The sequence below is a fragment of the Micropruina sp. genome, from assembly GCF_047602085.1.
Lineage (GTDB): Bacteria > Actinomycetota > Actinomycetes > Propionibacteriales > Propionibacteriaceae > Micropruina.
In genome coordinates this window covers 157,468-183,419 of sequence record NZ_JASGID010000004.1, presented here as the reverse complement: position 1 = coordinate 183,419, position 25,952 = coordinate 157,468, and the positions used below count along the sequence as shown (strand labels likewise).

The 25,952-nt window shown below is 67.2% G+C and carries 23 protein-coding genes; 10 read left to right on the top strand and 13 right to left on the bottom strand.

The window, feature by feature from the left end; all coding sequences use genetic code 11:
• Window positions 1–53 precede the first annotated feature (53 nt).
• Window positions 54–1,046: a DNA polymerase III subunit delta gene (gene holA / locus QM721_RS07230; RefSeq protein ID WP_415120456.1), complete on the top strand. Its 993-nt coding sequence runs from the start codon at window positions 54–56 to the stop codon at window positions 1,044–1,046.
• A 112-nt stretch (window positions 1,047–1,158) separates the two neighbouring features.
• Here the strand turns inward: holA and QM721_RS07225 are convergent, their stop codons facing one another.
• The 4 genes from QM721_RS07225 to rpsT form a co-directional block, all read right to left on the bottom strand.
• Window positions 1,159–1,782: a hypothetical protein gene (locus QM721_RS07225; RefSeq protein ID WP_415120454.1), complete on the bottom strand. Its 624-nt coding sequence runs from the start codon at window positions 1,780–1,782 to the stop codon at window positions 1,159–1,161.
• A gap of 312 nt (window positions 1,783–2,094) precedes the next feature.
• Entirely contained in the window at window positions 2,095–2,724 is a 630-nt protein-coding gene (locus tag QM721_RS07220) for an IS630 family transposase (protein WP_415117916.1), read from the bottom strand.
• A 41-nt stretch (window positions 2,725–2,765) separates the two neighbouring features.
• Window positions 2,766–3,056: a helix-turn-helix domain-containing protein gene (locus QM721_RS07215; RefSeq protein WP_415117914.1), complete on the bottom strand. Its 291-nt coding sequence runs from the start codon at window positions 3,054–3,056 to the stop codon at window positions 2,766–2,768.
• A 426-nt stretch (window positions 3,057–3,482) separates the two neighbouring features.
• Complete coding sequence (rpsT, locus tag QM721_RS07210) at window positions 3,483–3,743, bottom strand: 30S ribosomal protein S20 (protein WP_415120452.1); 261 nt, start codon at window positions 3,741–3,743, stop codon at window positions 3,483–3,485.
• A 226-nt stretch (window positions 3,744–3,969) separates the two neighbouring features.
• Between rpsT and lepA the strand changes: the two genes are divergently transcribed.
• Complete coding sequence (gene lepA, locus QM721_RS07205) at window positions 3,970–5,802, top strand: translation elongation factor 4 (RefSeq protein ID WP_415120450.1); 1,833 nt, start codon at window positions 3,970–3,972, stop codon at window positions 5,800–5,802.
• A gap of 85 nt (window positions 5,803–5,887) precedes the next feature.
• Here lepA and QM721_RS07200 read toward each other — a convergent pair whose 3' ends face one another.
• The 3 genes from QM721_RS07200 to QM721_RS07190 all read right to left on the bottom strand — a co-directional run bounded on the left by QM721_RS07200 (window position 5,888) and on the right by QM721_RS07190 (window position 8,022).
• Window positions 5,888–6,625: a cytochrome b5 domain-containing protein gene (locus QM721_RS07200; RefSeq protein WP_415120448.1), complete on the bottom strand. Its 738-nt coding sequence runs from the start codon at window positions 6,623–6,625 to the stop codon at window positions 5,888–5,890.
• Window positions 6,626–6,707: 82 nt separating this feature from the next.
• Window positions 6,708–7,241 (bottom strand): rhomboid family intramembrane serine protease, encoded by a 534-nt coding sequence (locus tag QM721_RS07195; protein ID WP_415121033.1) that lies wholly within the window; start codon window positions 7,239–7,241, stop codon window positions 6,708–6,710.
• Between the two features lie 379 nt (window positions 7,242–7,620).
• Window positions 7,621–8,022 (bottom strand): cytochrome b5 domain-containing protein, encoded by a 402-nt coding sequence (locus QM721_RS07190; protein WP_415120446.1) that lies wholly within the window; start codon window positions 8,020–8,022, stop codon window positions 7,621–7,623.
• Between the two features lie 161 nt (window positions 8,023–8,183).
• On the opposite strand from QM721_RS07190, the gene QM721_RS07185 reads away from it, so the two are divergent.
• The 5 genes from QM721_RS07185 to hemW are packed head-to-tail and all read left to right on the top strand — an operon-like array spanning window position 8,184 to window position 13,465.
• Complete coding sequence (locus QM721_RS07185) at window positions 8,184–9,086, top strand: carbohydrate ABC transporter permease (RefSeq protein WP_415120444.1); 903 nt, start codon at window positions 8,184–8,186, stop codon at window positions 9,084–9,086.
• Window positions 9,073–9,978: a carbohydrate ABC transporter permease gene (locus QM721_RS07180; RefSeq protein WP_415120442.1), complete on the top strand. Its 906-nt coding sequence runs from the start codon at window positions 9,073–9,075 to the stop codon at window positions 9,976–9,978. Before QM721_RS07185 ends, QM721_RS07180 begins: the two co-directional genes overlap by 14 nt.
• Window positions 9,979–10,038: 60 nt before the next feature.
• Window positions 10,039–11,403, top strand: a complete 1,365-nt coding sequence (locus QM721_RS07175; protein WP_415120440.1) for an ABC transporter substrate-binding protein — start codon at window positions 10,039–10,041, stop codon at window positions 11,401–11,403.
• Window positions 11,404–11,453: 50 nt separating this feature from the next.
• On the top strand, window positions 11,454–12,257 hold the full coding sequence (locus tag QM721_RS07170) for an S-methyl-5'-thioadenosine phosphorylase (RefSeq protein ID WP_415120438.1): 804 nt from the start codon (window positions 11,454–11,456) through the stop codon (window positions 12,255–12,257).
• A complete protein-coding gene (hemW, locus tag QM721_RS07165) occupies window positions 12,257–13,465 on the top strand; it encodes a radical SAM family heme chaperone HemW (RefSeq protein ID WP_415120436.1) in 1,209 nt (402 codons plus the stop codon). Before QM721_RS07170 ends, hemW begins: the two co-directional genes overlap by 1 nt.
• 137 nt (window positions 13,466–13,602) lie before the next feature.
• Here the strand turns inward: hemW and QM721_RS07160 are convergent.
• The 3 genes from QM721_RS07160 to QM721_RS07150 form a co-directional block, all read right to left on the bottom strand.
• A protein-coding gene (locus QM721_RS07160) for an IS3 family transposase (RefSeq protein ID WP_415119878.1) occupies window positions 13,603–14,816 on the bottom strand; the annotation gives its coding sequence in 2 pieces (ribosomal slippage) (window positions 13,603–14,541 and window positions 14,544–14,816; 1,212 coding nt in all).
• Between the two features lie 273 nt (window positions 14,817–15,089).
• A complete protein-coding gene (locus QM721_RS07155) occupies window positions 15,090–15,707 on the bottom strand; it encodes a C40 family peptidase (protein WP_415120434.1) in 618 nt (205 codons plus the stop codon).
• 198 nt (window positions 15,708–15,905) lie between these two features.
• Window positions 15,906–16,256 carry a C40 family peptidase gene (locus QM721_RS07150; RefSeq protein WP_415120432.1) on the bottom strand — a complete coding sequence of 117 codons (351 nt, stop codon included), beginning with the start codon at window positions 16,254–16,256 and terminating at the stop codon, window positions 15,906–15,908.
• On the opposite strand from QM721_RS07150, the gene QM721_RS07145 reads away from it, so the two are divergent.
• A complete protein-coding gene (locus QM721_RS07145) occupies window positions 16,243–16,515 on the top strand; it encodes a hypothetical protein (protein WP_415120430.1) in 273 nt (90 codons plus the stop codon). The genes QM721_RS07150 and QM721_RS07145 overlap by 14 nt on opposite strands.
• A 292-nt stretch (window positions 16,516–16,807) precedes the next feature.
• Here the strand turns inward: QM721_RS07145 and QM721_RS07140 are convergent, their stop codons facing one another.
• Window positions 16,808–19,756: a leucine--tRNA ligase gene (locus QM721_RS07140; protein WP_415120428.1), complete on the bottom strand. Its 2,949-nt coding sequence runs from the start codon at window positions 19,754–19,756 to the stop codon at window positions 16,808–16,810.
• 483 nt (window positions 19,757–20,239) lie between these two features.
• On the opposite strand from QM721_RS07140, the gene QM721_RS07135 reads away from it, so the two are divergent.
• Both QM721_RS07135 and QM721_RS07130 read left to right on the top strand, forming a co-directional pair.
• Window positions 20,240–21,085: a DUF3097 domain-containing protein gene (locus tag QM721_RS07135; RefSeq protein WP_415120426.1), complete on the top strand. Its 846-nt coding sequence runs from the start codon at window positions 20,240–20,242 to the stop codon at window positions 21,083–21,085.
• Window positions 21,085–21,867, top strand: a complete 783-nt coding sequence (locus tag QM721_RS07130; RefSeq protein ID WP_415121031.1) for an inositol monophosphatase family protein — start codon at window positions 21,085–21,087, stop codon at window positions 21,865–21,867. Before QM721_RS07135 ends, QM721_RS07130 begins: the two co-directional genes overlap by 1 nt.
• Window positions 21,868–22,075: 208 nt before the next feature.
• On the opposite strand, the gene QM721_RS07125 is transcribed toward QM721_RS07130, so the two are convergent.
• Window positions 22,076–24,727 carry a DEAD/DEAH box helicase gene (locus QM721_RS07125; protein WP_415120424.1) on the bottom strand — a complete coding sequence of 884 codons (2,652 nt, stop codon included), beginning with the start codon at window positions 24,725–24,727 and terminating at the stop codon, window positions 22,076–22,078.
• A 246-nt stretch (window positions 24,728–24,973) separates the two neighbouring features.
• The gene (locus QM721_RS07120; RefSeq protein ID WP_415120422.1) at window positions 24,974–25,810 is read right to left on the bottom strand and encodes an MBL fold metallo-hydrolase; all 837 of its coding nucleotides are present in this window, start codon (window positions 25,808–25,810) and stop codon (window positions 24,974–24,976) included.
• Window positions 25,811–25,952 lie beyond the last annotated feature (142 nt).

The window sequence follows — 25,952 nt, the reverse complement described above, 5'->3', positions numbered from 1 at the left end:
TCGGATGACACGGCGACCGCCGGGTTGTCGGCGCAGCCTGGCATGCTGACCCTGTGACCGCGCCGTTTGGAACCGCCACCCTCGTGCAGGGCCCCGAGAGCCTGCTGGCCGAGCGTGCCGTGCAGGGCCTGATCGGCAGTGCTCTGGAACAGCGTCCGGACGCCGCGGTGAACCGGCTGCGGGCGGCTCAGCTCGATCGCGGCTCGTTGGCAGAGGCCACCGCGGGGTCACTGTTCAGCGCTGCCACGGTGGCCGTGATCGAGCAGTTGGCGGAGTTGCCCGCCGAACTTGCCGACGAGGTGGTGGCGCTGGCCCAGCAGCCCGGCGACGACCTGGTGTTGCTGCTGGTGCACGAGGGGGGAGCCAAAGGCAGGGCGCTGGTCGATCGACTACGCAAGGCGGGCGTCGAATCGGTCGAGGCTCCCGCGGTCAAGGTTTGGGAACTGCCGCAGTTCGTGGTGGCCGAGGCGCGCAAGCGCGGCGCTCGCATTGATCGGCAGTCGGCCGAGGCGCTGGTGGGTGCCGTCGGCAGCGATCTGCGTAGCGTCGCGGCTGCCGTCACCCAGTTGCTGGCCGACAGCGAACAGCCGGTGATCACCACCGACGACGTGCGCCGCTATTTTGCCGGACGGGCCGAGGTAAGCGGTTTCGCCATCGCCGATCACTGCCTGGACGGCAACCGTGAGGCGGCACTCAGCAGCCTGCGCTGGGCGCTTGAGACCGGGGTGGCTCCGGTGCTGCTGACCAGCGCGGTCGCGTCCGCCCTGCGAAACCTGGGCAAATATCTGGGTGCTCGTGACGAGCGACTGCGCGATGTCGACCTTGCCCGGAGGGTCGGCGTGCCACCGTGGAAGCTCAAGGACCTCGCACGCCAGTCCCGCGGCTGGTCGAACCCGGGTGTCGCCCGGGCCGTTCAGCATGCGGCAACGGCTGATGCGGCCGTCAAAGGCGCTTCGGGCGGCGCCGACTACGCCCTGGAGTCGCTGGTCTTATCGGTGATCGATTGTCGCAACCGTGACCGGCACGCCGGAGCCGGCAGATACTGAGCCCTTGGTCACTCGGCCGAAACCAGCGCAGCAAGGCGAAACCCGCCCCTGCGGCGGGGGGAATGCCGCGGGGCGGGTTTCGCGTGGGGGGTTGGCACCCCGGTCTGGCAATTCAGCGCTTGACCGAGATGTGCACGTGGTCGAAGTGGTTTGCAGTGGCGCCACCACGGCTCGCCATTGTGCGCCAGTGCGGGTTCTGTACCGTCCAGATCTTCTGGCGGAAGATCACGTAGTGAATCGTGTACTTCTTGGCATGCTTGGTGAAGTACTTCGCGATCGACCTGCCGAGCGTCGCGTTCTTCTTCCACGAGGGAATCATTACGTCGATGGCGCGCCCGGCCGGGTGGTCACCGGAGTAGCGGCTGCCTGCCCGCCAACCACCGATGCGCTTGATCTGGTACCAGTCGCGGCGCACTTTGAAAGCGACCTTCTGGGCCCGCTTGGTCAGCCGCTTGGCGTTCGAGATCTTCGCCTTGCCCTTCTTCTTCGCTTTCTTGGCAGGCTTGGGGGCAGCCGTGGTCGGCGAGGCTGTCGGGGTGGGCGAGGCGGTGGTCGTGGTGCTCGGCTCAGCCGTTGCGGCGACGGTCGGCTCGATGGAGGTGCTGACCGAGGGAGTCGGTTCGGCGCTCACCGGGTCGGCGTTCGCTGGCGTGGCCACGGCGAAAGCCCCGATTCCGAGCGCCAGAGCGACGGCCGTCGAGACGGCGATAACGCCCAACCGCGTGGAAATAGTCATCAAAGGCCCCGTTGCTGTCTGCCGCGGAACACCCGCGATCCGCTTGAACTCTGGCGCCGTCGCCCGATCACAAGCTGCTGAGAAACCTAACCACAGTCTGAGGAATGGCGCAATGTGCTCAGCTTTCCCCAAGGAAGTGTTCGCCGGCGCCTGTGCCGGGTTGCGGCTGGCGACCCGCAGTAGATTCGAGTCTTCGGGGGTCTCCAGCCAGCCCCGGACGACTGTCGTCCCACAGCCAGTGAAACATCGATTTTCGCTGGTCGAGCTTGTCGAGACTTCAAACGGGGCGCTCTCACTAGTAGTGTGTCGTGTCTAAATATTTGGGTATAGGTGTCGGAGTTTGATGCGGGCGTCGTTTGTCGTGAACTGCCAGTCGACTTGCCGTTGGTCGTCGTTGGTCGCTTTCTGCCAGGCGGCGAGTTCGGCGTTGAGGACGTCGAGGTCGTCGATGCGGCGGGTGAGGCATTGCCGGCTGAGGGCGGACAGCTCGATCTCGGCGATGTTGAGCCAGGAGCCGTGCTTGGGTGTGTAGTGGATCTCGAGCCGTTCGGCGAGAGCGCGGGCCTTCGCGGGCTCGAACGCCTCGTAGAGCGAGCCGAGGGTATGGGTGTTGAGGTTGTCCATGACGAGGACGACGCGTTTGGCGTCGGGGTAGTCCATGGTCAGTAGCCGGTCCACGCCCGCGGCCCAGTCGATCCGGGTCCGCCGCGGCTTCGCGTCGACGTGGCGGTGTCCGGCGAGCGGCTCGACCCAGACGAAGATCGAGCAGGTGCCGTGACGGACGTACTCCGAGTCCTCTTTGAGATCGTGGCCGGGGCGCGCCGGGATCGGGTCACGAGCGTGGCCGAGCAGCTGGTACGGCTTCTCGTCCATGCACACCACCGGCACTGCCGGGTCGAAGGGCCGGTGGTAGACCTCCAGAACATCCTCCATCCGCGCCACGAACTCGGCGTTGGCTTTCGGCGGGATCGTCCAGCACTTCTTTAAGTGAGGACGAAGCCCCCCTTTTTCAGGGCCCGCCCAATCGTGGAGTGATCCAGAGGCGGCAGCCCGTCGGTAAGGGCCACGTGTTTCTCCAGCAGCCGCAACGACCACCGGTCGAACCCCTCCGGCGGTCTCGTGCACGCCAGCGCGATCACCCGCGCCTCGACATCCCCGGTCACCTTCGGTGGCACCGGCGGCGTGACCCGTTTGCGGCGGCGAATCACCTCATCGGCATCCCCACCGGACTCGACGAACCGCTTCGCGATCAGATACACCGTCTGTTCGGACACCCCGACACGCTCCGCGACAACCCGCCGACCCGGCACGACCCTCGCGTTCTCATCCAGCTCAAGCAGAACCCTCGCCCGCGCAATCATCCGCGCCGGATGCGTCCCCCGCGACACGACCCTCGTCAGCTTCACACGATCCTCAGCCGTCAACGCGACGACATGATCCTTCAGCCTGGGCACGATACGACTCCTCCCGATCAAGCATCAATCAGGACAAGCCAATCCCACCCATTACCAAACTATTAGGAGCGACACTCCACTAGAGGTTTAGACAGGTTTAGACAGGTTTAACCAACGGTGGGCGCTTTGACCAGTAGTTCCATAGGCCTGATCAGGCGAAACGTTGCCCGTCCGGGCACCTGATCGTGAGACTGGGGACGCCAAAACGCCGTCCGACCCGGTCGGACGGCGCTGAGGGTGCTCAGTTCAGAGCGCGGCGGCCTTGGCCGCGATCGCCGACTTGCGGTTGGCGGCCTGATTGCTGTGAATGACGCCCTTGGACGCGGCCTTGTCGAGCGCCCGGCACGCGGTCTGGGCCAGGGTCTGCGCCTTCTCGGCCTCGCCGGCGGCGGCAGCTTCACGGAAGCGGCGCACGTGGGTGCGCAGCGCAGACTTCACGGCCTTGTTGCGCTGACGAGCCTTCTCGTTCGTCTTGATGCGCTTCATCTGGGACTTGATGTTCGCCACAGGGCTTGCCTCTTCGATGTTTGATGCTGAGTGAGCGTCCAGACGCGGACGCGACCACTAACCCTACCAAAGGCCGCCACCGGGAACCAAAACGCTGCCGTTGCCACCCAGGCGACGGCCACGCCCGCGAGGCCACAACCTCCTCCTACGCCGGACGGCGCCGGGTGTGCGGAGCCGTCGAGGTGGCACGGTATCGTGAGGGGCCGTCCGTCAATCAGGAAGCTGCATGTCTGCACCACGTCCCGGCGCCACGCCACCGGAGCTGCTCCGCAACTTCTGCATCATCGCCCACATCGACCATGGCAAGTCCACCCTGGCCGATCGCATGCTGCAGTCGACCGGCGTCGTCGATGCGCGGTCGATGCGGGCGCAGTATCTCGACCGGATGGACATCGAGCGCGAACGCGGCATCACGATCAAGAGCCAGGCAGTGCGTATGCCTTGGCGCAGCGCGGGCCGCGACCATGTGCTGAACATGATCGACACCCCTGGCCATGTCGACTTCACCTATGAGGTCTCGCGATCGCTCGCCGCCTGCGAGGGTGCGATTTTGCTGATCGACGCCGCCCAGGGCATCGAGGCGCAGACGCTGGCCAACCTCTACCTGGCCTTGGACGCCGACCTGCACATCATTCCGGTGCTGAACAAGATCGACCTGCCCAGTGCGCAGCCCGACAAATTCGCCGCCGAAATCGCCCACCTGGTCGGCTGCGACCCCGATGAGGTGTTCCGGGTGTCGGCCAAGACCGGTGCGGGGGTGACCGAACTGCTGGACGCCATCGTGGAGCAGATTCCCGCCCCGGTCGGTATCGCCGACGCCCCCGCCCGGGCGTTGATCTTCGACTCGGTCTACGACACCTACCGCGGCGTGGTCACCTACGTGCGCGTGGTCGATGGGGCGCTGGCACACCGCGACCGCATTCTGATGATGTCGACCAAGGCTACCCACGAGGTGCTCGAGGTGGGCGTGATCAGCCCCGAGCCGCTGCCGTCCAAGGGGCTGGGCGTCGGTGAGGTGGGCTACCTGATCACCGGGGTGAAGGACGTGCGGCAGTCCCGGGTCGGCGACACCGTCACCCTGACATCGCGCCCGGCAGCGGAGAACCTGGGCGGCTACCGGCAGCCCAACCCGATGGTGTACGCCGGTCTTTACCCGATCGACGGGGCCGACTTTCCCGAACTGCGCGAGGCTCTGGACAAGCTACAGCTCAACGACGCCGCGCTCACTTATGAGCCCGAGACGTCAGGGGCGCTGGGCTTCGGCTTCCGGGTCGGTTTTCTCGGCCTGCTGCACATGGAGATCGTGCGAGAGCGACTGGAGCGCGAGTTCGGCCTCGACCTGATCTCGACCGCGCCCAACGTGGTTTACCGGGTGGTGATGGAGGACCGCAGCGAGCATCTGGTGACCAACCCGTCGGAATACCCCGAGGGCAAGGTGGCCGAGGTGTGGGAGCCGGTGGTGAAGGCCACGATCCTGACCCCGACCGACTACATCGGCACCATTCTGGAGCTGTGCCAGGCCCGCCGCGGCACTCAGACCGGCATGGACTACCTCAGCGAGGACAGGGTCGAGATTCGCTACCAGTTGCCCCTGGCAGAGATCGTCTTCGACTTCTTCGACGCGCTGAAGTCGCGCACCAAGGGTTATGCCTCGCTCGACTACGACGAGGCCGGCGAGCAACAGGCCAAGCTGGTCAAGGTCGACATTCTGCTGCACGGCGAGCCGGTGGACGCGTTCAGCGCGATCGTGCACACCGATGCCGCCTACGCCTACGGCGTGGCGATGGCGAAGAAGTTGAAGGAACTCATCCCGCGGCAGCAGTTCGAGGTGCCGATCCAGGCCGCGATCGGGTCGCGGGTGATCGCGCGCGAGACCGTCCGGGCCATGCGCAAGGACGTGCTGGCCAAATGCTACGGCGGCGACATCACCCGCAAGCGCAAGCTGCTCGAGAAGCAGAAAGAGGGCAAGAAGCGAATGAAGATGGTCGGCCGCGTCGAAGTGCCGCAGGAGGCGTTCGTGGCCGCGCTCTCCACCGGCGAGACGAGCTCGAAGAAGTAGGCTCCGGACACGTTGGTCAGCGCTCCCCAGCGCGTCGATACCGCTTCGGCCCCCGCAACACTCGGGCCACCGACGTGGCTTCTGCTCAGCTCGCCAACTCGCCAATGCGGAACCCGGCGAGCAGGGTCTGTGGCCGCTGATCGCCCGAATGCTGGGCTTCGAAAGCCTGTGTGGCGTCGGTGCCGCAGATCGCGACGATGTGATCGGCGCCGCCCGGGTGCTGATTCACCCAGTCGGTGAGGTTGTAGACGCTGTCGTCGATGGCCGCCCAACAGTCGGTCGCCTGGTTGTGCTGCTTGACCTGATCGAGGGTGTAGCTCGCCTCGGCACTGGTGCTGCCGGATGCTGTCGCCGATGTCGTCGCCGCCGCTGGTGTCGTCGCCGCCGCGGACGTCCCGCCCCAGACCGCGCTCGCGCCGCTGTGACCGACCAGCACCGTGAGCGTGACGGACGCCGCTGCCACCACCGCGGCCAGCACCCCGATACCGCGGGTGAGCGGCGCCTGCTGCTGCTGACCACGCTGCATGAAGTACCACACCGCCGCCAGCACCACGGTGGCTGCGGCCAGCCAGGGCAGCACCTGCCCGAGTGCCTGATGGGTGGCGGGAACGCCAACCTGTTCGGCCAGCGCATTGCCTGAGGCTGCCGCCACGAAGGCCGAGATTGCACCGGCCACCAGGCCGAGCACGCTCAGCCCGGCGAAGCTGCGCCGCCAGCGGGCGACGAACACGCAGGCGATCAGGCCGATGGCCGACAGCGGCAGCAGTACGACGACGGCGTGCACCACAAGCGGGTGCAGCGGTAGACCAAAGACATCGAACATGGGCGGGGGCTCCTCGATGGGCGATTCCGGCTGGGTCGTTGATACGTCAACAATACCCACCGGGCAAACGTTCGGGTCAACGTCAGGATCGGGTTGATCGGCTGCGTCCGTGCAGCAGCCAGGCGGCCAGTCCGCCGCCCACGGCACCGCCCAGATGGGCCTGCCACGAAACCCCCGGCTGGGTCGGCAGGACGCCCCACAGCACCCCGCCGTAGACCAGGAGCACGCCGGCGGCGATCGCGATCTGCGCCCCGTTGCGGGTGAACGCCCCGCGGAGCAACAGGTACGTGAGCCAGCCGAAAATCAGACCGCTGGCGCCGATCGTGACGGTGCCGGGAGGGCTGAGCAGCCAGGCGAACAGACCGCTGACCACCACCGACACCAGGGTGGCCCAGAAGGCCGCGGCGTAACCGCCCAGCAGCACTAGAAAACCGAGCACCGCGAAGGGCAGCGTGTTGGCGGCCAGGTGCGCCCAGTCGTCGTGCAGCAGCGGCGCGACGAACACCGCGGGCAGCGATGAGGTATTCCAGGCATGAATGCCGAAGCTCTCCAGTGCACTGCGAGTGAGCTGGTCGATCATCTCGATCAGCCACAGCATGGCCGTCCACGCGCCGATCACGATGCCGGCGGTTCGGGCCGGCACCGGCGCGTGACGCCGCGACACCGTCTGGCTGGTCATGCCACCAGTCTGCCGGATGCGACAAACGAGTCGTTGGGCAGAAAGTGCCAGGGGAGCGCCGAGCAACGCAACCACTATCGGCTGAGCTCGTCGAAACGCCTGGGCACGGCGGTATTGCGGAGGGTCTCGACAGGCTCGACCAGCGAGGGTCGTGTGTTGGTTGAGCTTGTCGAAACCGCTTACCGCAGTCTGGTGACCGGGGTCTCGACAGGCTCGACCAGCGAGGGTCGTGTGTTGGTTGAGCTTGTCGAAACCCCTTACCGCAGTCTGGTGACCGGGGTCTCGACAGGCTCGACCAGCGAGGGTCGGCGCTTGTTCAGCCGGCCAGATCACCTACCTTGAGGGTGGCCAGTTGTTCGTTCGGTTTTGACTCGTCGTCGTGCTTGTTGTGAAAGGCGTCCGTGGCGTCGGTGCCGCACAGCGGAATGATCTTGTCAGGGCCGCCCGGATGCTGGTTGATCCACTCGGTGAGGTTGTACACGCCCTTGTCGATCACTGCCCAGCAGTCGCTCTGGCTGTTGTGCCTGGCCACCTCGGCCAGGGTGTAGGTCGCGGCGCCAGCGCTCGCCGAGGCGGCAGATGATCCCGAGGCGCTCGTGGCCGGCGACACGGCGCTGGACGCAGGCGATGGTGTCGTGGAGGCAGTTCCACCTGCCGCGCAGGCGGTGAGAGGCGCGAGCGCCAGGGTGGCCACAACGATTCCGGTGCGCAACGTCATGGGCCGAGAGTAATGATGTGTCACCAATCATCCAAGGGGCCCGGGCGGCACGATCGAGCACCCCACCGGGGACCGCTACCGTCGGACGGCATCGCCCCGCGCTGCGTCCGCGCCTGCTGTTGAACCCTCAATCAGGCTCATGCAGCGCTAGGCTCGCTGAGGTGCCGAAGGTTCGCGCGCGCCAGCGCTCATCCGGCCGCCTGCGTCATGGACGCCTGGCGGCATTTCTGCTGGCACCCAGCTTGTTCGGGCTCACGGCCTTTCTGCTCTTCCCGATCCTGGTGGTGATCTGGCTCTCGCTGAACCGGTGGGACCTGCTGACACCGATGCGGTTCGTTGGGCTGGCCAACTACGCCGACGTGCTGACCGACCCGACCTTCGGCAATTCGATGTGGCGCACGGTGCTGTTCGTGCTGTCGGTGATTCCGTTGCAGACCGCCCTCGGGCTGTTTCTGGCCGTACTGCTCACGCGTGGCCTGCCCGGCTCGGGACTGTTCCGGGTGATCTACGTGATTCCGTGGATCTGTGCACCGCTGGCGCTCGGCGTGGTGTGGAAGTGGATTCTGGCTCCCTACGACGGCGCCCTGAACAATCTCCTCGGCCTGAGCGTCGAATGGCTGTCTGACCCTGCCTGGGCGATGCCCGCGGTGGCCGGTGTGACCATCTGGTCACAGGTGGGCTACACCACGTTGTTCTTCATGGCCGGTTTGGGTGCGATACCCGAACCGGTTGTCGAGGCGGCCCAACTCGACGGTGCCGACGGCTGGCAGGTCTTCTGGCAGATCAAGCTGCCGCTGCTCGGCCCGACAATGTTCTTCGTGCTGGTCACCGGTGTGATCTCAGCCTTTCAAGCATTCGACCAGATCTATGCGCTGACTCCCAACGGCGGCCCCCAGGGCACCACCGACGTGATCGCCGGCCGGATCTACTTCGAGGCCTTCAAAGGCGGGTTCAACCTGGGCCAAGCCTCGGTGATGGCTCTGGTGTTGTTCGTGATCCTGGTGGTCGTCACCGTGGTTCAGCAGCGATTCTTCGCCGAGAGGATCACCTATGACCTCAGTTGACCACTCCGAGCCAGCAACGATCGTGGCGCGCGACGCTCCGGGCGCCCGGAACAAACCGCAGCACCTGCGCCGCAACCTGACCGCCGACGTGCTCACCTATCTGGTCTTGCTCGCAGCGGCCGTGCTCACCCTGGCGCCGTTCGCGCTCAGCTTCATGACGGCGTTCAAGTCGCCACAGCAGTTCGCGTCCGATCCTGCGCTCAACCTGCCGAACCCATGGACGACTGAGAACTTCAGCCGCTTGTTCGGGGGTGACTACGGCTTCGTCAGCCCGATCGTGGTGACGGCCCAGGTAGTGGGGGTGATTCTGGTCGGGCAGTTGGCGTTCTCGATCATGGCCGCCTACGCCTTCGCCAAGTTGCGCTTCCGTGGCCGCGACACCTTGTTCTGGGTGTACCTGGCCACGCTGATGATTCCGCAGGTGGTGATCGTCATTCCGCTGTTCGTGATGATGACCCAGATGGGGTTGCGTAACACCTTCTGGTCGCTGGTGCTGCCGTTCATGTTCGGGTCGCCCTACGCGGTGTTCTTGCTGCGCGAGCACTTTCGGGGCATTCCCGACGATCTGATCGACGCCGCCCGCATCGATGGCGCCGGTGACTGGCGCATTCTGTGGCAGATCGTGGCGCCGCTCTCGCGCGGCATCATCTCGACGCTCGCGATCATCACCGTGGTCAGCCACTGGAATAACTTCATGTGGCCGTTGATCATCACCACCGGCCGCGACTGGCAGGTGATCACCGTCGCGACGGCCAACCTGCAGAGCCAGTACAACGGCAACTGGACCCTGGTGATGGCCGCCACCACGGTTGCGATGGCGCCGTTGCTGGCACTGTTCGCCATCTTCCAGCGTTCGATCGTGAGCTCGATCTCACTCACTGGCTTCAAGTGAGCCACGGCAGGCGTCAATGGTGTGATGATTTGTGCAACCCAGAATTCGAGGAGGAGAACAGTGACAACGGTCAACACCCTGAGCCGGCGCACCTTGATGACCGGCCTGGCCGGAGCTGCCTTGATCGGCGCGGCCGGCTGTTCACCGGCGCAGCAGCAGTCTCAGCAGAGCGCCACCGCGTCGGCATCGGCAATCACCGCAACCATCACCGTCCGGTTGTGGGACGAGCAGGTGCAGAAGGCCTACGACGCGTCATTCGCCGAGTTCAGCAAGGCGAACCCCGGCATCACCGTGAAGACGTCGCTGGTGCCGTGGGCCGACTACTTCACCAAGCTGCGCACCGATGTGGGTGGAGACACCGCCGACGACATCTTCATGATGAACGGTTCCTACCTTCAGCCCTACACCTCGGGCTCGGTCATCGAGATCGGCAGCGATTTCGACGCCCTGAAGTCTGGCTGGGCGCAGCCGGCGGTGGAGCAGTACACCCTTGACGGCAAGCTGTGGGGGGTGCCGCAGCTCACCGACGGCGGGATCGCCCTCTACTACAACAAGAAGCTGCTGAACGACGCGGGCATCACCCCTGAGCAGCTCACCGGCCTGGTCTGGGCCCCGGGTGGCGGCAGCGACGACACCCTGTTGCCGATTCTGCAGAAGCTCACCGTAGACAGCTCCGGCAAGCGCGGCGACGAGAGTGGCTTCAACGGCTCCAAGCCCAAGCAGTGGGGCTATTCCGCGGCTCAAGACCTCCAGGGCATCTACTACAATTTCATCGGCTCCAACGGCGGCCAGTTTCAAGACGAGACCGGCAAATTCGTCTTCGCCGGCGCCGAATCGGTTGAGGCCTTTCAGTACATCGTCGACCTGATCAACACCTACAAGGTGTCGCCGGCGGCGTCCAACACCAACGACAACGGCGATTTCACCCGCGACCAGTTTCTGCAGGGCAAGATCGCGCTGTTCCAGTCGGGCGTCTACAACCTCAAGAACGTGGCGGACGGCGCCAAATTCGAGTGGGGCATCGCGCCGCTGCCCGCAGGGCCCAAGGGCGCGGTGTCGGTGGTCAACTCGGTGGTCGTGTGCGGCAACGCCAAGAGCAAGAGCCCCGAGGCGACCACCAAGGTGCTGCAGTGGCTCGGATCGACGCAGGGCGCCTCGTTCATCGGGTCTTCCGGTGCCGCTTTGCCGGCGGTGACCGGCGCCCAGGCAGCGTTCAACGAGTACTGGAAGAGCCAGAACGTCGACCCATCGCAGTTCGCCAAGCAGGGAGCGATGCCGGCTATCTCGGCACCCGCCGGTGAGAACTACGGTGCTGCCTACGGGGCGTGGAAGCCGATCTTCGACGAGATCTTCCTGGGCCGTACTGAGGTGGCCGAGGGGCTGCTGAAGGCGCAGGCCGCAGCGAACAAGGCGGCCGGTTCGTAGCCCCCACCCGGGCCCCGGACAACCGACGGCCACACTCTAGAATCGGCGCCGTGCAGGCAGACATCGGCATCATCGGCGGCTCCGGCTTCTATTCGTTTCTGGCAGACCCACAGCGCCTCGAGGTCACCACGCCCTTCGGCGAGCCGAGCGCGCCACTGGCGGTCGGTGACGTCAACGGCCGCACGGTGGCTTTCGTGCCGCGGCACGGGGAGCGCCATCAGTTTGCGCCGCACCGGGTGAACTACCGGGCCAACCTGTGGGCGCTGCGATCGGTGGGGGTACGGCAGGTGCTCGCCCCGTGCGCTGTGGGCGGGCTGAAGGCCGAGCTGGCTCCGGGCACGTTTGTGGTTCCCGATCAGGTCGTCGACCGCACCTGGGGACGCGAGCACACCGTGTGGGACGTCACCGCCCCCGTGGTGCACACGTCGTTCGCCGACCCGTACTGTGCGCGCGGACGGACGGCGCTGCTGGCAGCCAATGCCGACGCGGTCGACGGCGGCACCCTGGTGGTGATCAACGGCCCGCGGTTCTCGACCCGGGCCGAGTCCCGCTGGCATGCCGCTGCCGGGTGGTCGGTGGTGGGCATGACCGGCATGCCCGAGGCGTCCGTCGCCCGCGAGCTGGCGATGTGCTTCTCGACGGTTTGCATGGTCACCGACGCCGACGCGGGGGTCGAGGGGCCGGGCGTCTCGCACGCCGAGGTGCTCGAGGTGTTCGCGGGCAACATCGAGCGGCTCAAGGCGATGTTGCTCACGGTGATCGGCACCCTGCCCGAAGCCGAGCCCGATGAGACCGCCGTTTGTCCCTGTCGCCGGGTGCTGGACGGTCTGCCGCTGCCGTTCGAGCTGCCCTGATGCCCTCGGCACTGCCGACCGGACGACCCGTGCCCAGCGACGGCTCGTTGCCGGCTCCCGCCCTGGCCGAACTCGGCGACGGGCCGATCTCGCTGTACCTGCACGTGCCGTTCTGCGCCACACGCTGTGGCTACTGCGACTTCAACACCTACACCGCCGACGAGCTGGGGTCGGCACCGGGGAGTTCGCGCGACGCCTACCTGGCCGCCGCCCGCGCTGAACTCGCGCTGGCGGCCGGGGTGCTGGGGGAGCGTCGGGTCGGCACGGTCTTTGTGGGCGGCGGCACGCCGACCCTGTTGGCGGCCGATGAACTGGTCGGCCTGCTCGCCGCGGTGCGGGATCACTTCGCCCTGGCGCCCGGTGCCGAGGTGACCACCGAGTGCAACCCCGAATCGGTGGACGAGCGCTACCTGAACCACCTTGTTGCGGGCGGCTTCAACCGCATCTCGTTCGGCATGCAATCGGCCCGGCCGCACGTGTTGCGCGTGCTGGAACGCCGACACACCCCGGGCCGGGTTACTGACGTGGTGCGCTGGGCGCGCGCCGCCGGTTTCGGTTCGATCAGCCTCGACCTGATCTACGGCACGCCGGGGGAGTCCTTGGACGACTGGCGGGCCTCACTCGACGCGGCGCTGAGCAACCGTCCTGATCACCTGTCGGCCTACGCCCTGATCGTCGAGGACGGCACCCGGCTGGCGGCCCAGATCAGGCGCGGCGGGGTACCCGCGCCAGTCGACGACGACCAGGCCGATTTCTACGAGGTCGCCGACCAGGTGCTCAGCGAGGCCGGGCTGACCTGGTACGAGTTGAGCAACTGGAGCCGCCCGGGGCACGAGTGCCGGCACAACCTGGCCTACTGGCGTGGGGCGGCGTGGTGGGGTGTGGGGCCCGGTGCGCACTCGCACGTGGCCGGCGTCCGGTGGTGGAACGTGAAGCATCCGCGCCGCTACTCGGCCGCGCTGGCCGAGGGACGCAGCCCGGCCGCGGCTCGCGAGGTGCTGGGCTCCGACGACCGACGGGTCGAGCGGGTGTTGCTCGAGTCGCGACTGGCCGACGGACTGCCGCTCGACGTGCTGACGGCGTCGGAACGAGCCCGGGTGCCTGCCCTGGCCGGAACCGCCCTGGTGCTGACTGACGGTGATCGACTGACGCTCACTCGCCGCGGAAGGCTGCTGGCCGACGCGGTGGTGCGCGACCTGCTGGACTAGCGAAACAGCGAGTTTCGTTGGTCGAGCGTGTCGAGACCCTGAATTTGGTTGGTCGAGCGTGTCGAGACCCTGAGTTTCGTTGGTCGAGCGTGTCGAGACTGAGGTTGACCCCAAAATCCGGACAGGTGGTTGTTTGGTCAGGCGGCCTGGAGGGCCGGCTGGTCGGTCTGTCGGGCCAGGTGGTGTTCGTACTGTAGTGGGCTGAGGTAGCCGGTCTTGGAGTGGCGCCGGCGGGCGTTGTAGAACCCGTCGATCCAGGCATAGACGCCGCGGCGGGCCTCGACGATCGTGGCGAACACGTGCCGGTGGTAGTACTCGTTCTTCAGCGTCGACCAGAACGACTCGGCTGCCGCGTTGTCCCAGCACACCCCGGTGCGTCCCATCGAGCGCAGCAGGTCGAGCTGGCCGGCCACCTCGGCGATCTGCTGGCTGGTGTACTGACAGCCCCTATCGGCGTGGAAGATCACCTTCCCGGGCAGCTCACCGCGCAGAGCGACGGCCTGACGCAGCGCGTCCTCGACGAGATCGGCCCGCAGGTGGTCGGCGATGACACGGCCCAGGACCCGGCGGGTGTGGCCGTCACGGACCGCGCACAGGTAGGCCCAGCCCTCGCCAGTGGACAGGTAGGTGATATCGGAGAACCAGGCGACATCGCGGTGTCCCTTGTCGAAGTGGCGCTTGACCAGGTCCGGTGCCGGGTCGGGGTTCGGGCCGGGCACCGTGGTCGGCGGATGCCAGGTCCGGGGACTGATCCCGGCTATCTTGGCTTGCCGCATGAGCTTCGCGACCGTCTTGCGCGACACCGTCTCCCCAGCCTCCTGCAAGTCGGCGCGGATCCTCGGCGCCCCATACGTGTGATCGGAAGCCTTGTGGAACTCGACGATCTTGCCGGTCAGCTCGGCCCGCCGCTGCTCGGCGCGAGTCGGGCCGCCGCGACGACGCTTGCACCACTCGTAGTAGCGGCGCCGGTCAACCCCGATCAGCCGGCACATCCGGCTGATCGTGTAGTTCGCCTTCTCCGCGTCGATCACCTCGAAGCACTCCTGCCGGGAGTGTTCTTCGCCGCGAAGAAGGCTGCGGCTTTTCCCAGGAACTCGTTGTCCATCCGCAGTTCGGTGTTCTCGTGCCGCAGCCGTTCCAGCTCGGCCCGCTCCGACACGTCCAACGGCGCCTCCGGCGGCGCACCGATCCGGTCCCGCTCGGCCTGGACCCAACGGCCCAACAGCTGCGCACCCACGTTGATCTCGGCCGCGACCGCCGCGATCGTGCGGCCGGTGTCGATCACCAGATGCGCAGCCTCACGCCGATACTCCGGGGTGTAACTCTTCCGCTTCTTCGAAGTTCCCATCAAGGACATCCTCTCCGGCGGTCTCCGACAAGGGAACCCGCCAAGACGGTGTCCGGGTTACGGGGTCAACCTCAAGACCCTGAGTTTCGTTGGTCGAGCGTGTCGAGACCCTGAGTTTCGTTGGTCGAGCGTGTCGAGACCCTGAGTTTCGTTGGTCGAGCGTGTCGAGACCCTGAGTTTCGTTGGTCGAGCGTGTCGAGACCCTCGGCCATGTCGCTTCGGTAAAGCGTTTCGACAAGCTCAACCAGCGGTGGCCGCGCTGAGCAACGTCGGGCCTCAGCCGGCAATGATGCGACGCGCCCAGCGATAGTTGGGGTAGCTGCTGAGCGTGGTCACCGCGAGGCCATTCCGCGGGCTCCGGGCATGCACGAATTTGCCGCCGCCGATGTACATGCCGACGTGGTGCACGGGTGAGTAGAAGAACAGCAGGTCGCCCGGCCGCAGCGCGTCCTTGGCGACGGCGGTGCCGAGTCGTGACTGTGCCTGTGATGAGTGCGGCAGGGTGATTCCGATCTGCCGGTAGGCGAAGAGCATCAGGCCGGAGCAATCGAAGGAGTGTCCGCTGGAGGCCCCCCAGACGTAGCGGCTGTTGTGCACCTTTGACAGGGCCGCTCGGACGACGGTGGCCGCCTTCAGCTCGGAGCGCGACCACACCCGGGTGAGTGCACCCTGTGCCGTGTGGGTGGTGTTGTCGTGCTCGACCGGCGCGCCACGGTGGGCAGCCGACCCGGCGACCCGCGGTGTGGCGGGGGCTTCGGGCGTGGTCACGACGGACGCACCGGCAGAAGGCGGTGTTGCGAACGCGTTGGCAGGCAGATCGCACGGGCCCAGCGACAAGACCAGCGCCGCGCAGGCCGCGATTGAGGTGGGTAGTGCGAGGGGACGAGCACGCATCCGGGTGTTCCTTCTGTACAGGGTGTGGCTCTGCCGCCGCATCGCTAGGGAAATAACCTGAGATAAACCTGAGAGAAAGTCTAGGCTAGGTTCAGGAACAACAAAAGTCGGGCGGGGCGAGAGTCATGCTCTCGCCCCGCCCGTGGGGGTGTCTGGACGCTCAGCGTCTTGTCGGCGAAGTCGTCGCCGAAGCCCAACTCACCATTTGATGATGCGGCGCGCCCAGCGGTAGTGCGGGTACTTGCTCAGCTTGGTGATCTCAAGATCGTCCTTGGGGTTGCGGGCGTGCACGATCTTCCCGCCGCCGATGTAGATAGCCACGTGATGCACCGGGGTGTAGAAGAACACCAGATCGCCCACCTTCAGGTTCTTCTTGCTGATCTTCTTGCCCCGGGTCGACAGAGTGCGCGACGAGTGCGGCAGTTTGACGCCGATCTTTCGGTAGGCGTACAGCGCCAGGCCGGAGCAGTCGAACGAATTGGGGCCCGAGCGGCCGCGGACGTACTGGCCGTGCTTGACCTTGGCCTTGGCGGCCTTGACCACCTTCATCGCCTTGGCTTTGGCTTTGCTGGTCTTGGCCTTCTTGGGGGTGGTCGTCGTCGGCGACGTTGCGGTTTCGGTCGGCGTCGGCGTCGGCGTCGGTGTGGCGGTCTCTGTGGCCGTGGGTGTCGGGGTGGGTTCGGTTGCGGCGGGCGGGGTGACCTCGTCCGCCGCGGCCGGAAGTGCGACGGGTGCCAGTGAAAAGACGAGCGACGCGCTGATGGCGAGCGCGGCGCTGATTGCGTATGTGCGTGCGGGCATCGGTTGAGTCCTCCCGAGCGTGTGGCCGAGGTGGCTCTCGCTGAGAGCCAGGTGAGTATCGCCTGAGATCAAGCTGAGAGGACGATAAGCGATGCCGCCACAGATCGCCAACTCGGCGTGCTCAAGTGCCGGGACGCCGACCTGTCAGCGATCGCGCTCTGCGGGGCCACCCCCGCCATCGAAACCCAACCCGACCACGACAACCGAGCGCGTCCAGGGTGTCGACGAACACTCGGCCGGCGAGGTCGATCGGTGCACCCGGCCACAGGGTACGACCGGCGGGTCGGGTGACCCGTGGCTCAGGCAGGGACCACGTTCACCAGCTTTGGGGCCCGCACGATCACCGTCCGCACACCGTTGGGCGTCTCGTCGACCACCCGTGGCAGCGCCAGGGCTTGGCTGCGCAGAGCGTCCTCGCTGATATCTGCCGGCACCTCGAGCCGGGCTCGGACCTTGCCCTTCACCTGCACCACACAGGTGACCGTGTCGTCGGCGATCAACGCCGGATCAGCGACCGGGAACGGCTCGAACGCCAGCGACTCGGCATGCCCCAGCCGCGACCACAGTTCCTCGGCGATGTGCGGGGTCAGCGGGGCCACCATCAGCAGCATCGGCTCGATCGCGTCCCGCGGGACGGCACCCAGTTTGGTCAGCACGTTGTTGTACTCGGTCAGCCGGGCGATCGCGGTGTTGAACGACAGGCCCTCGTAGTCCCTGGTCACCGCGTCGATGGTCTTGTGCAGCGCGCGCGTGGTGGCGTCGTCCAGCGGCGCGTCGACGATGCGCACCTCGCCGGTGACCTCGTCGATCGCGTTGCGCCACAGCCGCTGCAGGAACCGCTGCGAGCCGACCACGGCCCGGGTCTCCCACGGCTTCGACTGATCCAGCGGACCCATGCCCATCTCGTAGATCCGGAAGGTGTCGGCGCCGTAGGTGTCGTACATGTCGTCGGGAGTGACGATGTTCTTCAGCGATTTGCCCATCTTGCCGTACTCCCGGAAGACCTCCTCGCCGTGCCAGGCGTAGCCCAGCTCGCCGTCCGCGCCAGGGACCTCCTCGACCTCGTCGGCCGGGACCGTCTGGCCGCGGGCGTCGCGGTAGGCGTAGGCCTGGATGTAGCCCTGGTTGTACAGCCGGCGGAAAGGCTCGGCGGAACTGACCTGGCCCAGGTCGAACAGCACCTTGTGCCAGAACCGGGCGTACAACAGGTGCAGCACGGCGTGCTCGACGCCGCCGACGTACAGGTCGACGCCGCCGACGTCCCCACCCTCGCTGGTTGAGCTTGTCGAAACCGTGCCACCGGTGGTTGAGCTTGTCGAAACCGGGGTCTCGACAGGCTCGACCGACGGGGTCTCGACAGGCTCGACCGACGAGACCTCCCGCGGGCCCATCCAGTAGCGCTCCACGTCCGCATCCACGAACCGGTCGTGGTTGGCCGGATCCAGGTAGCGGATCTCGTACCAGCAGGAGCCGGCCCACTGCGGCATCACGTTCAGTTCGCGACGGTAGGTCTTCGGGCCGTCGCCCAGGTCCAGCACTACGCTCGCCCAGTCGGTGACCCTGCCCAGCGGCGGCACCGGCTCGGACGTCGAGTCGTCCGGCTCCAGCGCCTGCGGGCTGTAGTCGTCGATCTCGGGCAGTTCGACCGGCAGCATGGACTCGGGCAGCGCGATCGGGTGGCCGGCCTCGTCGTAGACGATCGGGAACGGTTCGCCCCAGTAGCGCTGCCGGCTGAACAGCCAGTCCCGCAGCTTGTAGGTGACGGTTTCGACGCCGTGGCCGTTCGCAGTCAGCCAGTCGATCATGGTCCGCTTGGCGTCGGCCATGTCCAGGCCGTTCAGCGAGATTTCGTCGTTGGCCGAGTTGATCGTCGGTCCGTCGCCGGTGAACGCGGTGTTCTCGTCGTGGCCCTCCCACGGCTGCACGGTCCGGATGATCGGCAGGTCGTAGGCCTTGGCGAAGTCCCAGTCGCGCTCGTCCTCGGCCGGCACCGCCATGATGGCGCCGGTGCCGTAGCCCATCAGCACGTAGTCGGCGATGAAGATCGGGATGCGCCGGCCGTCCACCGGGTTGATCGCGAACGCGCCGGTGAAGACGCCGGACTTGTCCTTGTTCTCCTGACGTTCCAGGTCGGTCTTGCGGGCTGCGGCCTCGCGGTAGCCGGTGACCGCCTCGGACGGCGACGCCGCGCCGCCCGTCCAGGCCTGGTTGGTGCCTTCCGGCCAGGCGTTTTCGCCGGGCGTGATGGCGTCCACGATCGGATGCTCGGGGGCCAGCACCATGAAGGTGGCGCCGAACAAGGTGTCGGGCCGGGTGGTGAACACCGCGATCGCGGCCTCGTGGCCCTCGACGCCGAAGGTCACCGACGCGCCGCTGGAACGTCCGATCCAGTTGCGCTGCATGGCCTTGACCTTGTCGGGCCAGTCCAGCCGGTCCAGGTCGGCCAGCAGCCGGTCGGAGTAGGCGGTGATCCGCATCATCCACTGCTTCATGCTGCGCTTGAAGACCGGGAAGTTGCCGATGTCGGAGCGGCCCTCGGCGGTGACCTCCTCGTTGGCCAGCACGGTGCCCAGGCCCGGGCACCAGTTCACCGGCGCCTCGGAGACGTAGGCCAGCCGGTAGGAGTCGACGATGGTGGCGCGCTCAGCGGCGTCCAGGTCGGCCCACGGACGGTCGGACGGGACGGCGCGCTCGCCGGACTCGAACTCGGCGATCAGTTCGTCGATCGGACGCGCCTTGTCGGCGTCGGTGTCGTACCAGGAGTTGAACACCTGCAGGAAGATCCACTGGGTCCAGCGGTAGAACTCGACGTCGGTGGTGGCGACGCTGCGCCGGTCGTCGTGGGCGAGGCCCAGCCGGCGCAGCTGGCGGCGCATGTTGGCGATGTTGGCCTCGGTGGTGACCCGCGGATGCTGCCCGGTCTGCACCGCGTACTGCTCGGCCGGCAGGCCGAACGCGTCGTAGCCCAGGGCGTGCAGCACGTTGCGGCCCCGCATCCGCTGGTAGCGCGCCCAGGTGTCGGTGCCGATGTAGCCCAGCGGGTGCCCGACGTGCAGGCCGGCGCCGCTGGGGTAGGGGAACATGTCCAGCACGAACAGCTTTTCCCGGCCGCCGACCTTCTCCGGCTCGGCCCAGACCCCGGTCGGGTTGGGGGCGTGGAAGGTGCCCTCGGCCTCCCAGCGGTCTTGCCAGGCGATTTCGATCTGCCCGGCCAGCTCGGCGGTGTAGCGGTACGGCGTCTCGCTCATCTCATCCTTCTTGTCGCTCTGCTTGTGGACATGAAAAAGCCCCTCGCACATGGAGGGGCGCCGCGGTGACGAAGTAGTCAGCGCGGCTGTCGAAGCAGAAGTCGGAAAGTCACCGGTTCAGAATACCTCAGGCGGGCCGGTCGGCGCCTCAGCGGCTCCGAGCCGGGAACGGGCCCGATGCCCGACAAATAGTGGGCTGGATCGAATATCACCCGTGGGTGCCTGATCTGGCGTGTCAGGAAAGTGCTGATTCTTCGCTGGTCGAGCTTGTCGAGACCTCGGTCATCACGCTGGGGCGAGGGGTTGTGACAAGCTCAACCGGCGGTGTGCGCTTTGATCAGTACTTGCCTGCGTCCGAGCCGTTGCGGGTCGCCGGGCCGGATCGTGGGCCGTCCGCACAGTGCGGGGACTCAAGGCACGTGCTGACGCGGCGCGCAGCGCGTCTGCGGTCGGGCGCTCACGACGTGGCGTTAATCTGACGGCGTGAGCCGATACCCACGCGACGTTCTGGCACCCGGCTGGCAACAGGCCGGCAAGCCCGTCAGCAAAGAGATCCCAGCCCAGCCTGGCATGGTGCTGGAAGACCCGACCTCCGGGTTCGTCGGAGCCGTCGTCCGGGTCGAGAACGGGCTGCTCGTGCTCGAAGACCGCCGCGGCAAGCGCCGCAGCTTTCCGCTCGGCCCGGGGTTCTGGCTCGACGGCAAGCCGGTGGCGGTGACAGCGCCCAAGCGGCAGCCCAACGGACGCCCGACTCACACGGCGTCCGGCTCGCGGGCCGGCGCGACCCGTAGCCCGGCGAAGGTGGCACTGCCCAGCCGAATCTACGTCGAGGGACGGCACGATGCCGAGTTGGTCGAGAAGGTGTGGGGTGAGGACCTTCGGCACGTCGGGGTGGTGGTCGAATACCTGGGCGGCATCGACGACCTGCCCGCCATCGTCGCCGACTTCGCCCCGCAGCAGGGCCGCCGGCTCGGGGTGCTGGTCGACCATCTGGTGCCGGGCTCGAAGGAGTCGCGGATCGTCGAGCAGGTGACCAGCCCGTGGGTGTTCGTCACCGGGCACCGGTTCATCGACATCTGGGCGGCGGTCAAGCCGTCGGTGCTCGGGCTGCAGGCGTGGCCCGAGGTGCCCAAGGGGCAGGACTACAAGACCGGGCTGTGCCGCCAGTTGGGCTGGCCGGCCCGCACCCAGACCGATATCGCGGACGCCTGGCGGCACATTCGCTCGAAGGTCACCTCGTGGCGCGATCTCGACCCGGCGCTGCTCACCGAGGTGGAGAAGCTGATCGATTTCGTCACCGCCGACCACGCCGACACGCTGGAGCCGTGATGCAGACCGATGCCGTCACGGCCGCGATCCGGCAGGTGTGCGATGCCGAGATCATGCCGCGGTTTCGGTCGCTGGCCGATGACGAGATCATCGAGAAGCGGCCCGGCGACGTGGTGACGGTGGCCGACCGGCTCGCCGAGCAGGAGCTCGCCGCGATCTTCACCGCTGCCGACCCGGGCTGCCTCGTGGTGGGCGAAGAGGGTGTCTACGCCGATCCTTCGGGGTTGAAGGTGCTGCCGCACGCCGAGCGGGCCTGGGTGATCGACCCCGTCGACGGCACCCGCAACTTCACCGAGGGCAGCGCCGACTTCGCAGTGATGGTGGCCGAGGTGCGCGCGGGCGAGACCACCCGCAGTTGGATCTGGCAGCCGGTGCACGACCGCATGTACGTGGCCGAGAAGGGCGCGGGGGTCTATCTCAACGATGTGCGGGTCGCCGTGTCGCCGATCGGCGAACGGCTGGTCGGGGCGTTGCACGGGCGCTACGGGCACCCGCGCGCCCGCATGCCCGATACCGTAACCCTGACCAGGCTGGCTGGTTGCTGCGGTGTTGACTACCCGCTCGTGGTCGAGCGTGAGCGGGCCTTTCTTGGCTACTGGTCGATGCATCCGTGGGACCATCTGCCCGGGGGCCTGATGGTGACCGAGGCCGGCGGACGGCTGGCCACCATCGACGGCCGCGACTACGCCGCCGGGGTGACCGGACGGTACCTGCTCGCCGCGGCGTCGGACCAGCTATGGGAACTGGCTGCCGGGCTGGTCAGGGAACAGTTCGCTCTCTGAGCTCGCGCGCCAGGGAAGTGCTGGCCAATCCGACCCTCGCTGGTTGAGCTACGTCGAAACCCCTTGCCAGCGCCAGGTCGACTAAGGTCTCGACAAGATTCGACTAAGGTCTCGACAAGCTCGACCAACGTCTCGACAAGCTTCGACTAAGGTCTCGACAAGCTTCGCCCAGGGTCTCGACAAGCTCGACCAACGACCCTTGGCGACGTCAGCCGTCCAGGCGGTGCAGAGCACTCACCGCCAGCACCAGTTCACCGGCCTCGTCGGTCGCGTCGCAGTCCACCACGGCGTCCAGCACCCAGTCGCGGTTGTCGTCGGGGTCGCGCAGGGTCTGCCGCACCGGCCTGATCCGCGCCGTCACGCCCGTGGTCCCGACGGGTTCACCGGTCTGCTCCGGGCCCTGCGCCAGATAGGACGGCCCGCGCGCCTCGGCGTCGAGCAGCACCTCGTCGTGTTCGGCGTAGTAGTCGTCGAGGGCGGCGTCCCAGCGGCGCCGTGTCATCAGCACCTCGCGCTCCGGCTCAACCCGACCCGCGGCTTCGCGCTCGAGCCGGGACAGGGCGTCCGGGTCGTCGTGGGCGAACGCCGTCACCCGTGCCCACATCGCGTTGCGAATCAGCACCTCGAAGGGACGGCCCTGTTTCGACAGCGGCCGGGGCGGTGGGGGAGCGGCGTGATCGACGACGTCGCGCGGCGGGTGTTCCGGGTCGGTCAGCGCCTGCCACTCGTCCAGCAGTGAGGAGTCGGTCTGCCTGATCGTCTCGCCCAGCCAGTCGATGACGTCCTCCAGTTCGGGGCTGCGGTGGGCGTCGGGCACGGTGCGCTGCAGCGTGCGGTAAGCGTCGGTCAGGTAGCGCAGCACCAGGCCCTCGCTGCGGGCCACCTGGTAGCGGCGGACGAGGTCGGTGAAGCTCATCGCCTGCTCCCACATCTCGCGCACGATCGACTTGGGCTGCAGTGCGTCGGGCGGCAGCCACGGATGGGTCTGCCGGTAGGTCTCGTAGGCGGCGTCGAGAAGCTGGGCCAGCGGTTTGGGCCAGGTGATCGACTCGACGATCGCCATCCGCTCCTCGTAGTCGACGCCGTCGGCCTTGAGCCGCCCGATCTCGTCGCCGCGGGCGGCGTGCTGTTGGGCGAACAGCACTGGCATCGGCGCGTCGAGCACCGCCTCGATCACCGAGGTGACGTCGAGGGAGTAGTTGGGCGATTCGGCGTCCAGCAGGTCGAGCGCGGCCAGCGCAAACGAGGCCAGCGGCTGATTGAGCGCGAAATCGGACGGTAGCTCGACGGTCAGCACGTAGCGGCGACCGAACTCGTCGGGGACCTCCAGGCGGGTCAACACCCCGGAGCGCACCAGCGAGCGGACCAGCCGGAGAGCCCGCCGCACCAGGCGAAGCTGCGAGCGGCGGTCTTCATGGTTGTCGGTGAGCAACCGGCGCAGCACCACGAAGGCGTCATCGTCGCGGCTGAGCACGTTGATCAGCATCGCGTCGTCGACCTTCATGCGGCTGAGCAGTCGCTCCGGCTGGCCGGCGACCAGCCGGTCAAAGGTCTGTTCGCTCCACACCACCGCACCCTCAGGCGCCTTCTTCAGCTGTGCCTTCGATTTGCGTTTGGCCAGCTTCGCCTCGCTCATCGCGGCGTTCTTGGCCGCCGCTTTCGCCTTGGCGCGCTCGTTGTCGATGACGTGCTCAGGGGCTTGCACCACCACGTAGCCGGCGGTGTCGAAGCCGGCCCGGCCGGCGCGTCCGGCGATCTGCAGAAACTCGCGGGTGCGCAGCACCCGCTGCCGCGAGCCGTCGAACTTGGCCAGGCCGGTGAACAGCACGGTGCGAATCGGCACGTTGATGCCCACGCCGAGGGTGTCGGTGCCGCAGATCACGCTGAGCCTGCCCTGCTGGGCGAGTTGCTCGACCAGCCGCCGGTACTTGGGCAGCATGCCGGCGTGATGCACGCCGATGCCCGCCTTCAGCAGCTTCGACAGCGTCTTGCCGAAGCCGGCGGCGAACCGGAAGCCGTGCAACGGGTCGTCGGCCAGCCCGGCCCGCGTCCCCGGGCCGGCGCGGTGGGCCTTCTGCACCACGCCCTTGGTCAGCAGTGACAGGGCGTGTTCGACCGCGGCGGCCTGGGTGAAGTGAACCACGTAGACGGGCGCCTGGTGGGTCTGGACGAGTTCGTCGAGAGTCTCCTCCAGTGGCGTCATCGCGTAGCGGAAGGTGAGCGGAACCGGACGCTCGGCCTCGGCGACGATGGCCACGTCGCGCCCGGTGCGGGCCTCCAGATCGGCGGCGATGCCGGTCATGTCGCCCAGCGTGGCCGACATCAGCACGAATTGGGCGCCGGTGAGCTCGATCAGCGGCACCTGCCAGGCCCAGCCCCGGTCGAACTCGCCGTAGTAGTGGAATTCGTCCATCACCACCAGGCCGACATCGGCGGCGGGGCCTTCGCGCAGCGCGATGTTGGCCAGCACTTCGGCGGTGCAGACGATGATCGGGGCGCCGGCGTTCACCGCTGCGTCACCGGTGAGCATGCCGACGTTGTCGGCGCCGAAGATGGCGACCAGCTCGAAGAACTTCTCGCTGACCAGGGCCTTCACCGGAGCGGTGTAGAACGACACCCGATCGGTCGACAGTGCCGCGTGGATCGCGGCGGTGGCAACCAGCGACTTGCCCGACCCGGTGGGGGTGGTGAGCACGACGTGCGAACCGCCGAGCAGTTCGATGATTGCCTCGTCTTGATGCGGGTACAGACTGAGCCCGAGCCGCCCGGCGTAGGCGGAGAACGAATCGTAGAGGCGGTCGGCCGCGCCGGCGTCCGAAACTTCCAGGGCGAGCGGACGCAGCAGCCGGGTGGTTTCCATTGCTGTTGGAGTATGTCACCTTGGGGCGACAGGGCTCGGACAAGCTGGGCTGGGCCTGTGCTGATTTTCGCTGGTCGAGCTTGTCGAGACCTCGGAGGTGCCTGCTTTGGTGGAGGGTTTTCGCTGGGCTGGGCCTGTGCTGATTTTCGCTGGTCGAGCTTGTCGAGACCTCGGAGGTGCCTGCTCTGGTGGAGGGTTTCGCTGGGCTCAAGCAGCGGTGCTGGCGTTGATCAGCGCCTCCTCAGCTCAGAGCAGGCGCAGGGTGGGCCGCGGTACCTTGCCCTCGGACGCCAACTGGGCGTAGGCGATCGGCAGGACGGCGGCGATCGTCGCGTCGTCATATTGCCACTGACCGGCGGCCAGCGCGTCCTCGAGTTTCACGCCCTGGCCGATCAGGAACTCGACCTGGCCGTAGACGGCCGAGATTTCGGCCCGTTGGGTGAAGGCCAGCACTCGGTCGAACGGTTCGCCGTGCCCGGGCACCAGCAGGGTGTGCTCGTTGACCAGGCCGAGAATGCCGTCGAGTGCGGCCGGCCACTGCTTCAGGTGGCAGTCGGGGCCCATGGCCGGGGGAGCGGATTGTTCCAGCAGGTCGCCGGTGAAGATCACCTGGGCGTCGGGCACGATCACCACCAGATCGCCGGCGGTGTGGCCCGGGCCGAAGTGCACGATCTCGACGTGCCGTCCGCCCAGGTCGATCAGGCGTGCCAGGGTCAACGGACGGTTCGGCGCTCGCAGGTCGTCCGGCGCGAAGCCCAACTCGGCAGCCTCGACCGGCACCCGATCGGCCCGTAGCGCCGTCGCGAGGCTCTCGTGACCGTGGGTGGGCAGGTCGTCGAACGCCGCCAGCCCGTAGTAGTGGTCAAAATGCGCGTGGGTGACCACCGCCCCGAGCAGCGGCACGCCGGCGCGTTGTTCGGCGGCGGCCCGTAGTCGGGCGCCCTGCGCCGGGGACGAGCCGGTGTCGATCAGCAGGGCCCCCGTCGAGCCGGCCACCAGGCCGACGTTGACCGCGGCCGGCTGTAGTACCGCCCGCCAGATGCCGTCGCGGAGTTGCTCGAACCGGCCTTCAGAGAACTGCACAGCGACAGCTTAGGGAAGGGCTGGTCGGTGTGCTTACCGCTGGTTGAGCTACGTCGAAACCCTTCGTGAGGGCACTCAGATCGGGGTCTCGACAAGCTCGACCGGCGAAGAGTCGGCGTTTTTGCGGGGAGGGGCTGATCGG

Coding starts and splice junctions, on each gene's coding strand:
- QM721_RS07225 (WP_415120454.1), bottom strand. CDS start 1,782: ATGACTATTTCCACGCGGTTGGGCGTTATCGCCGTCTCGACGGCCGTC.
- lepA (WP_415120450.1), top strand. CDS start 3,970: ATGTCTGCACCACGTCCCGGCGCCACGCCACCGGAGCTGCTCCGCAAC.
- QM721_RS07200 (WP_415120448.1), bottom strand. CDS start 6,625: ATGTTCGATGTCTTTGGTCTACCGCTGCACCCGCTTGTGGTGCACGCC.
- QM721_RS07190 (WP_415120446.1), bottom strand. CDS start 8,022: ATGACGTTGCGCACCGGAATCGTTGTGGCCACCCTGGCGCTCGCGCCT.
- QM721_RS07180 (WP_415120442.1), top strand. CDS start 9,073: ATGACCTCAGTTGACCACTCCGAGCCAGCAACGATCGTGGCGCGCGAC.
- hemW (WP_415120436.1), top strand. CDS start 12,257: ATGCCCTCGGCACTGCCGACCGGACGACCCGTGCCCAGCGACGGCTCG.
- QM721_RS07155 (WP_415120434.1), bottom strand. CDS start 15,707: ATGCGTGCTCGTCCCCTCGCACTACCCACCTCAATCGCGGCCTGCGCG.
- QM721_RS07150 (WP_415120432.1), bottom strand. CDS start 16,256: ATGAAGGTGGTCAAGGCCGCCAAGGCCAAGGTCAAGCACGGCCAGTAC.
- QM721_RS07140 (WP_415120428.1), bottom strand. CDS start 19,756: ATGAGCGAGACGCCGTACCGCTACACCGCCGAGCTGGCCGGGCAGATC.
- QM721_RS07130 (WP_415121031.1), top strand. CDS start 21,085: ATGCAGACCGATGCCGTCACGGCCGCGATCCGGCAGGTGTGCGATGCC.
- QM721_RS07125 (WP_415120424.1), bottom strand. CDS start 24,727: ATGGAAACCACCCGGCTGCTGCGTCCGCTCGCCCTGGAAGTTTCGGAC.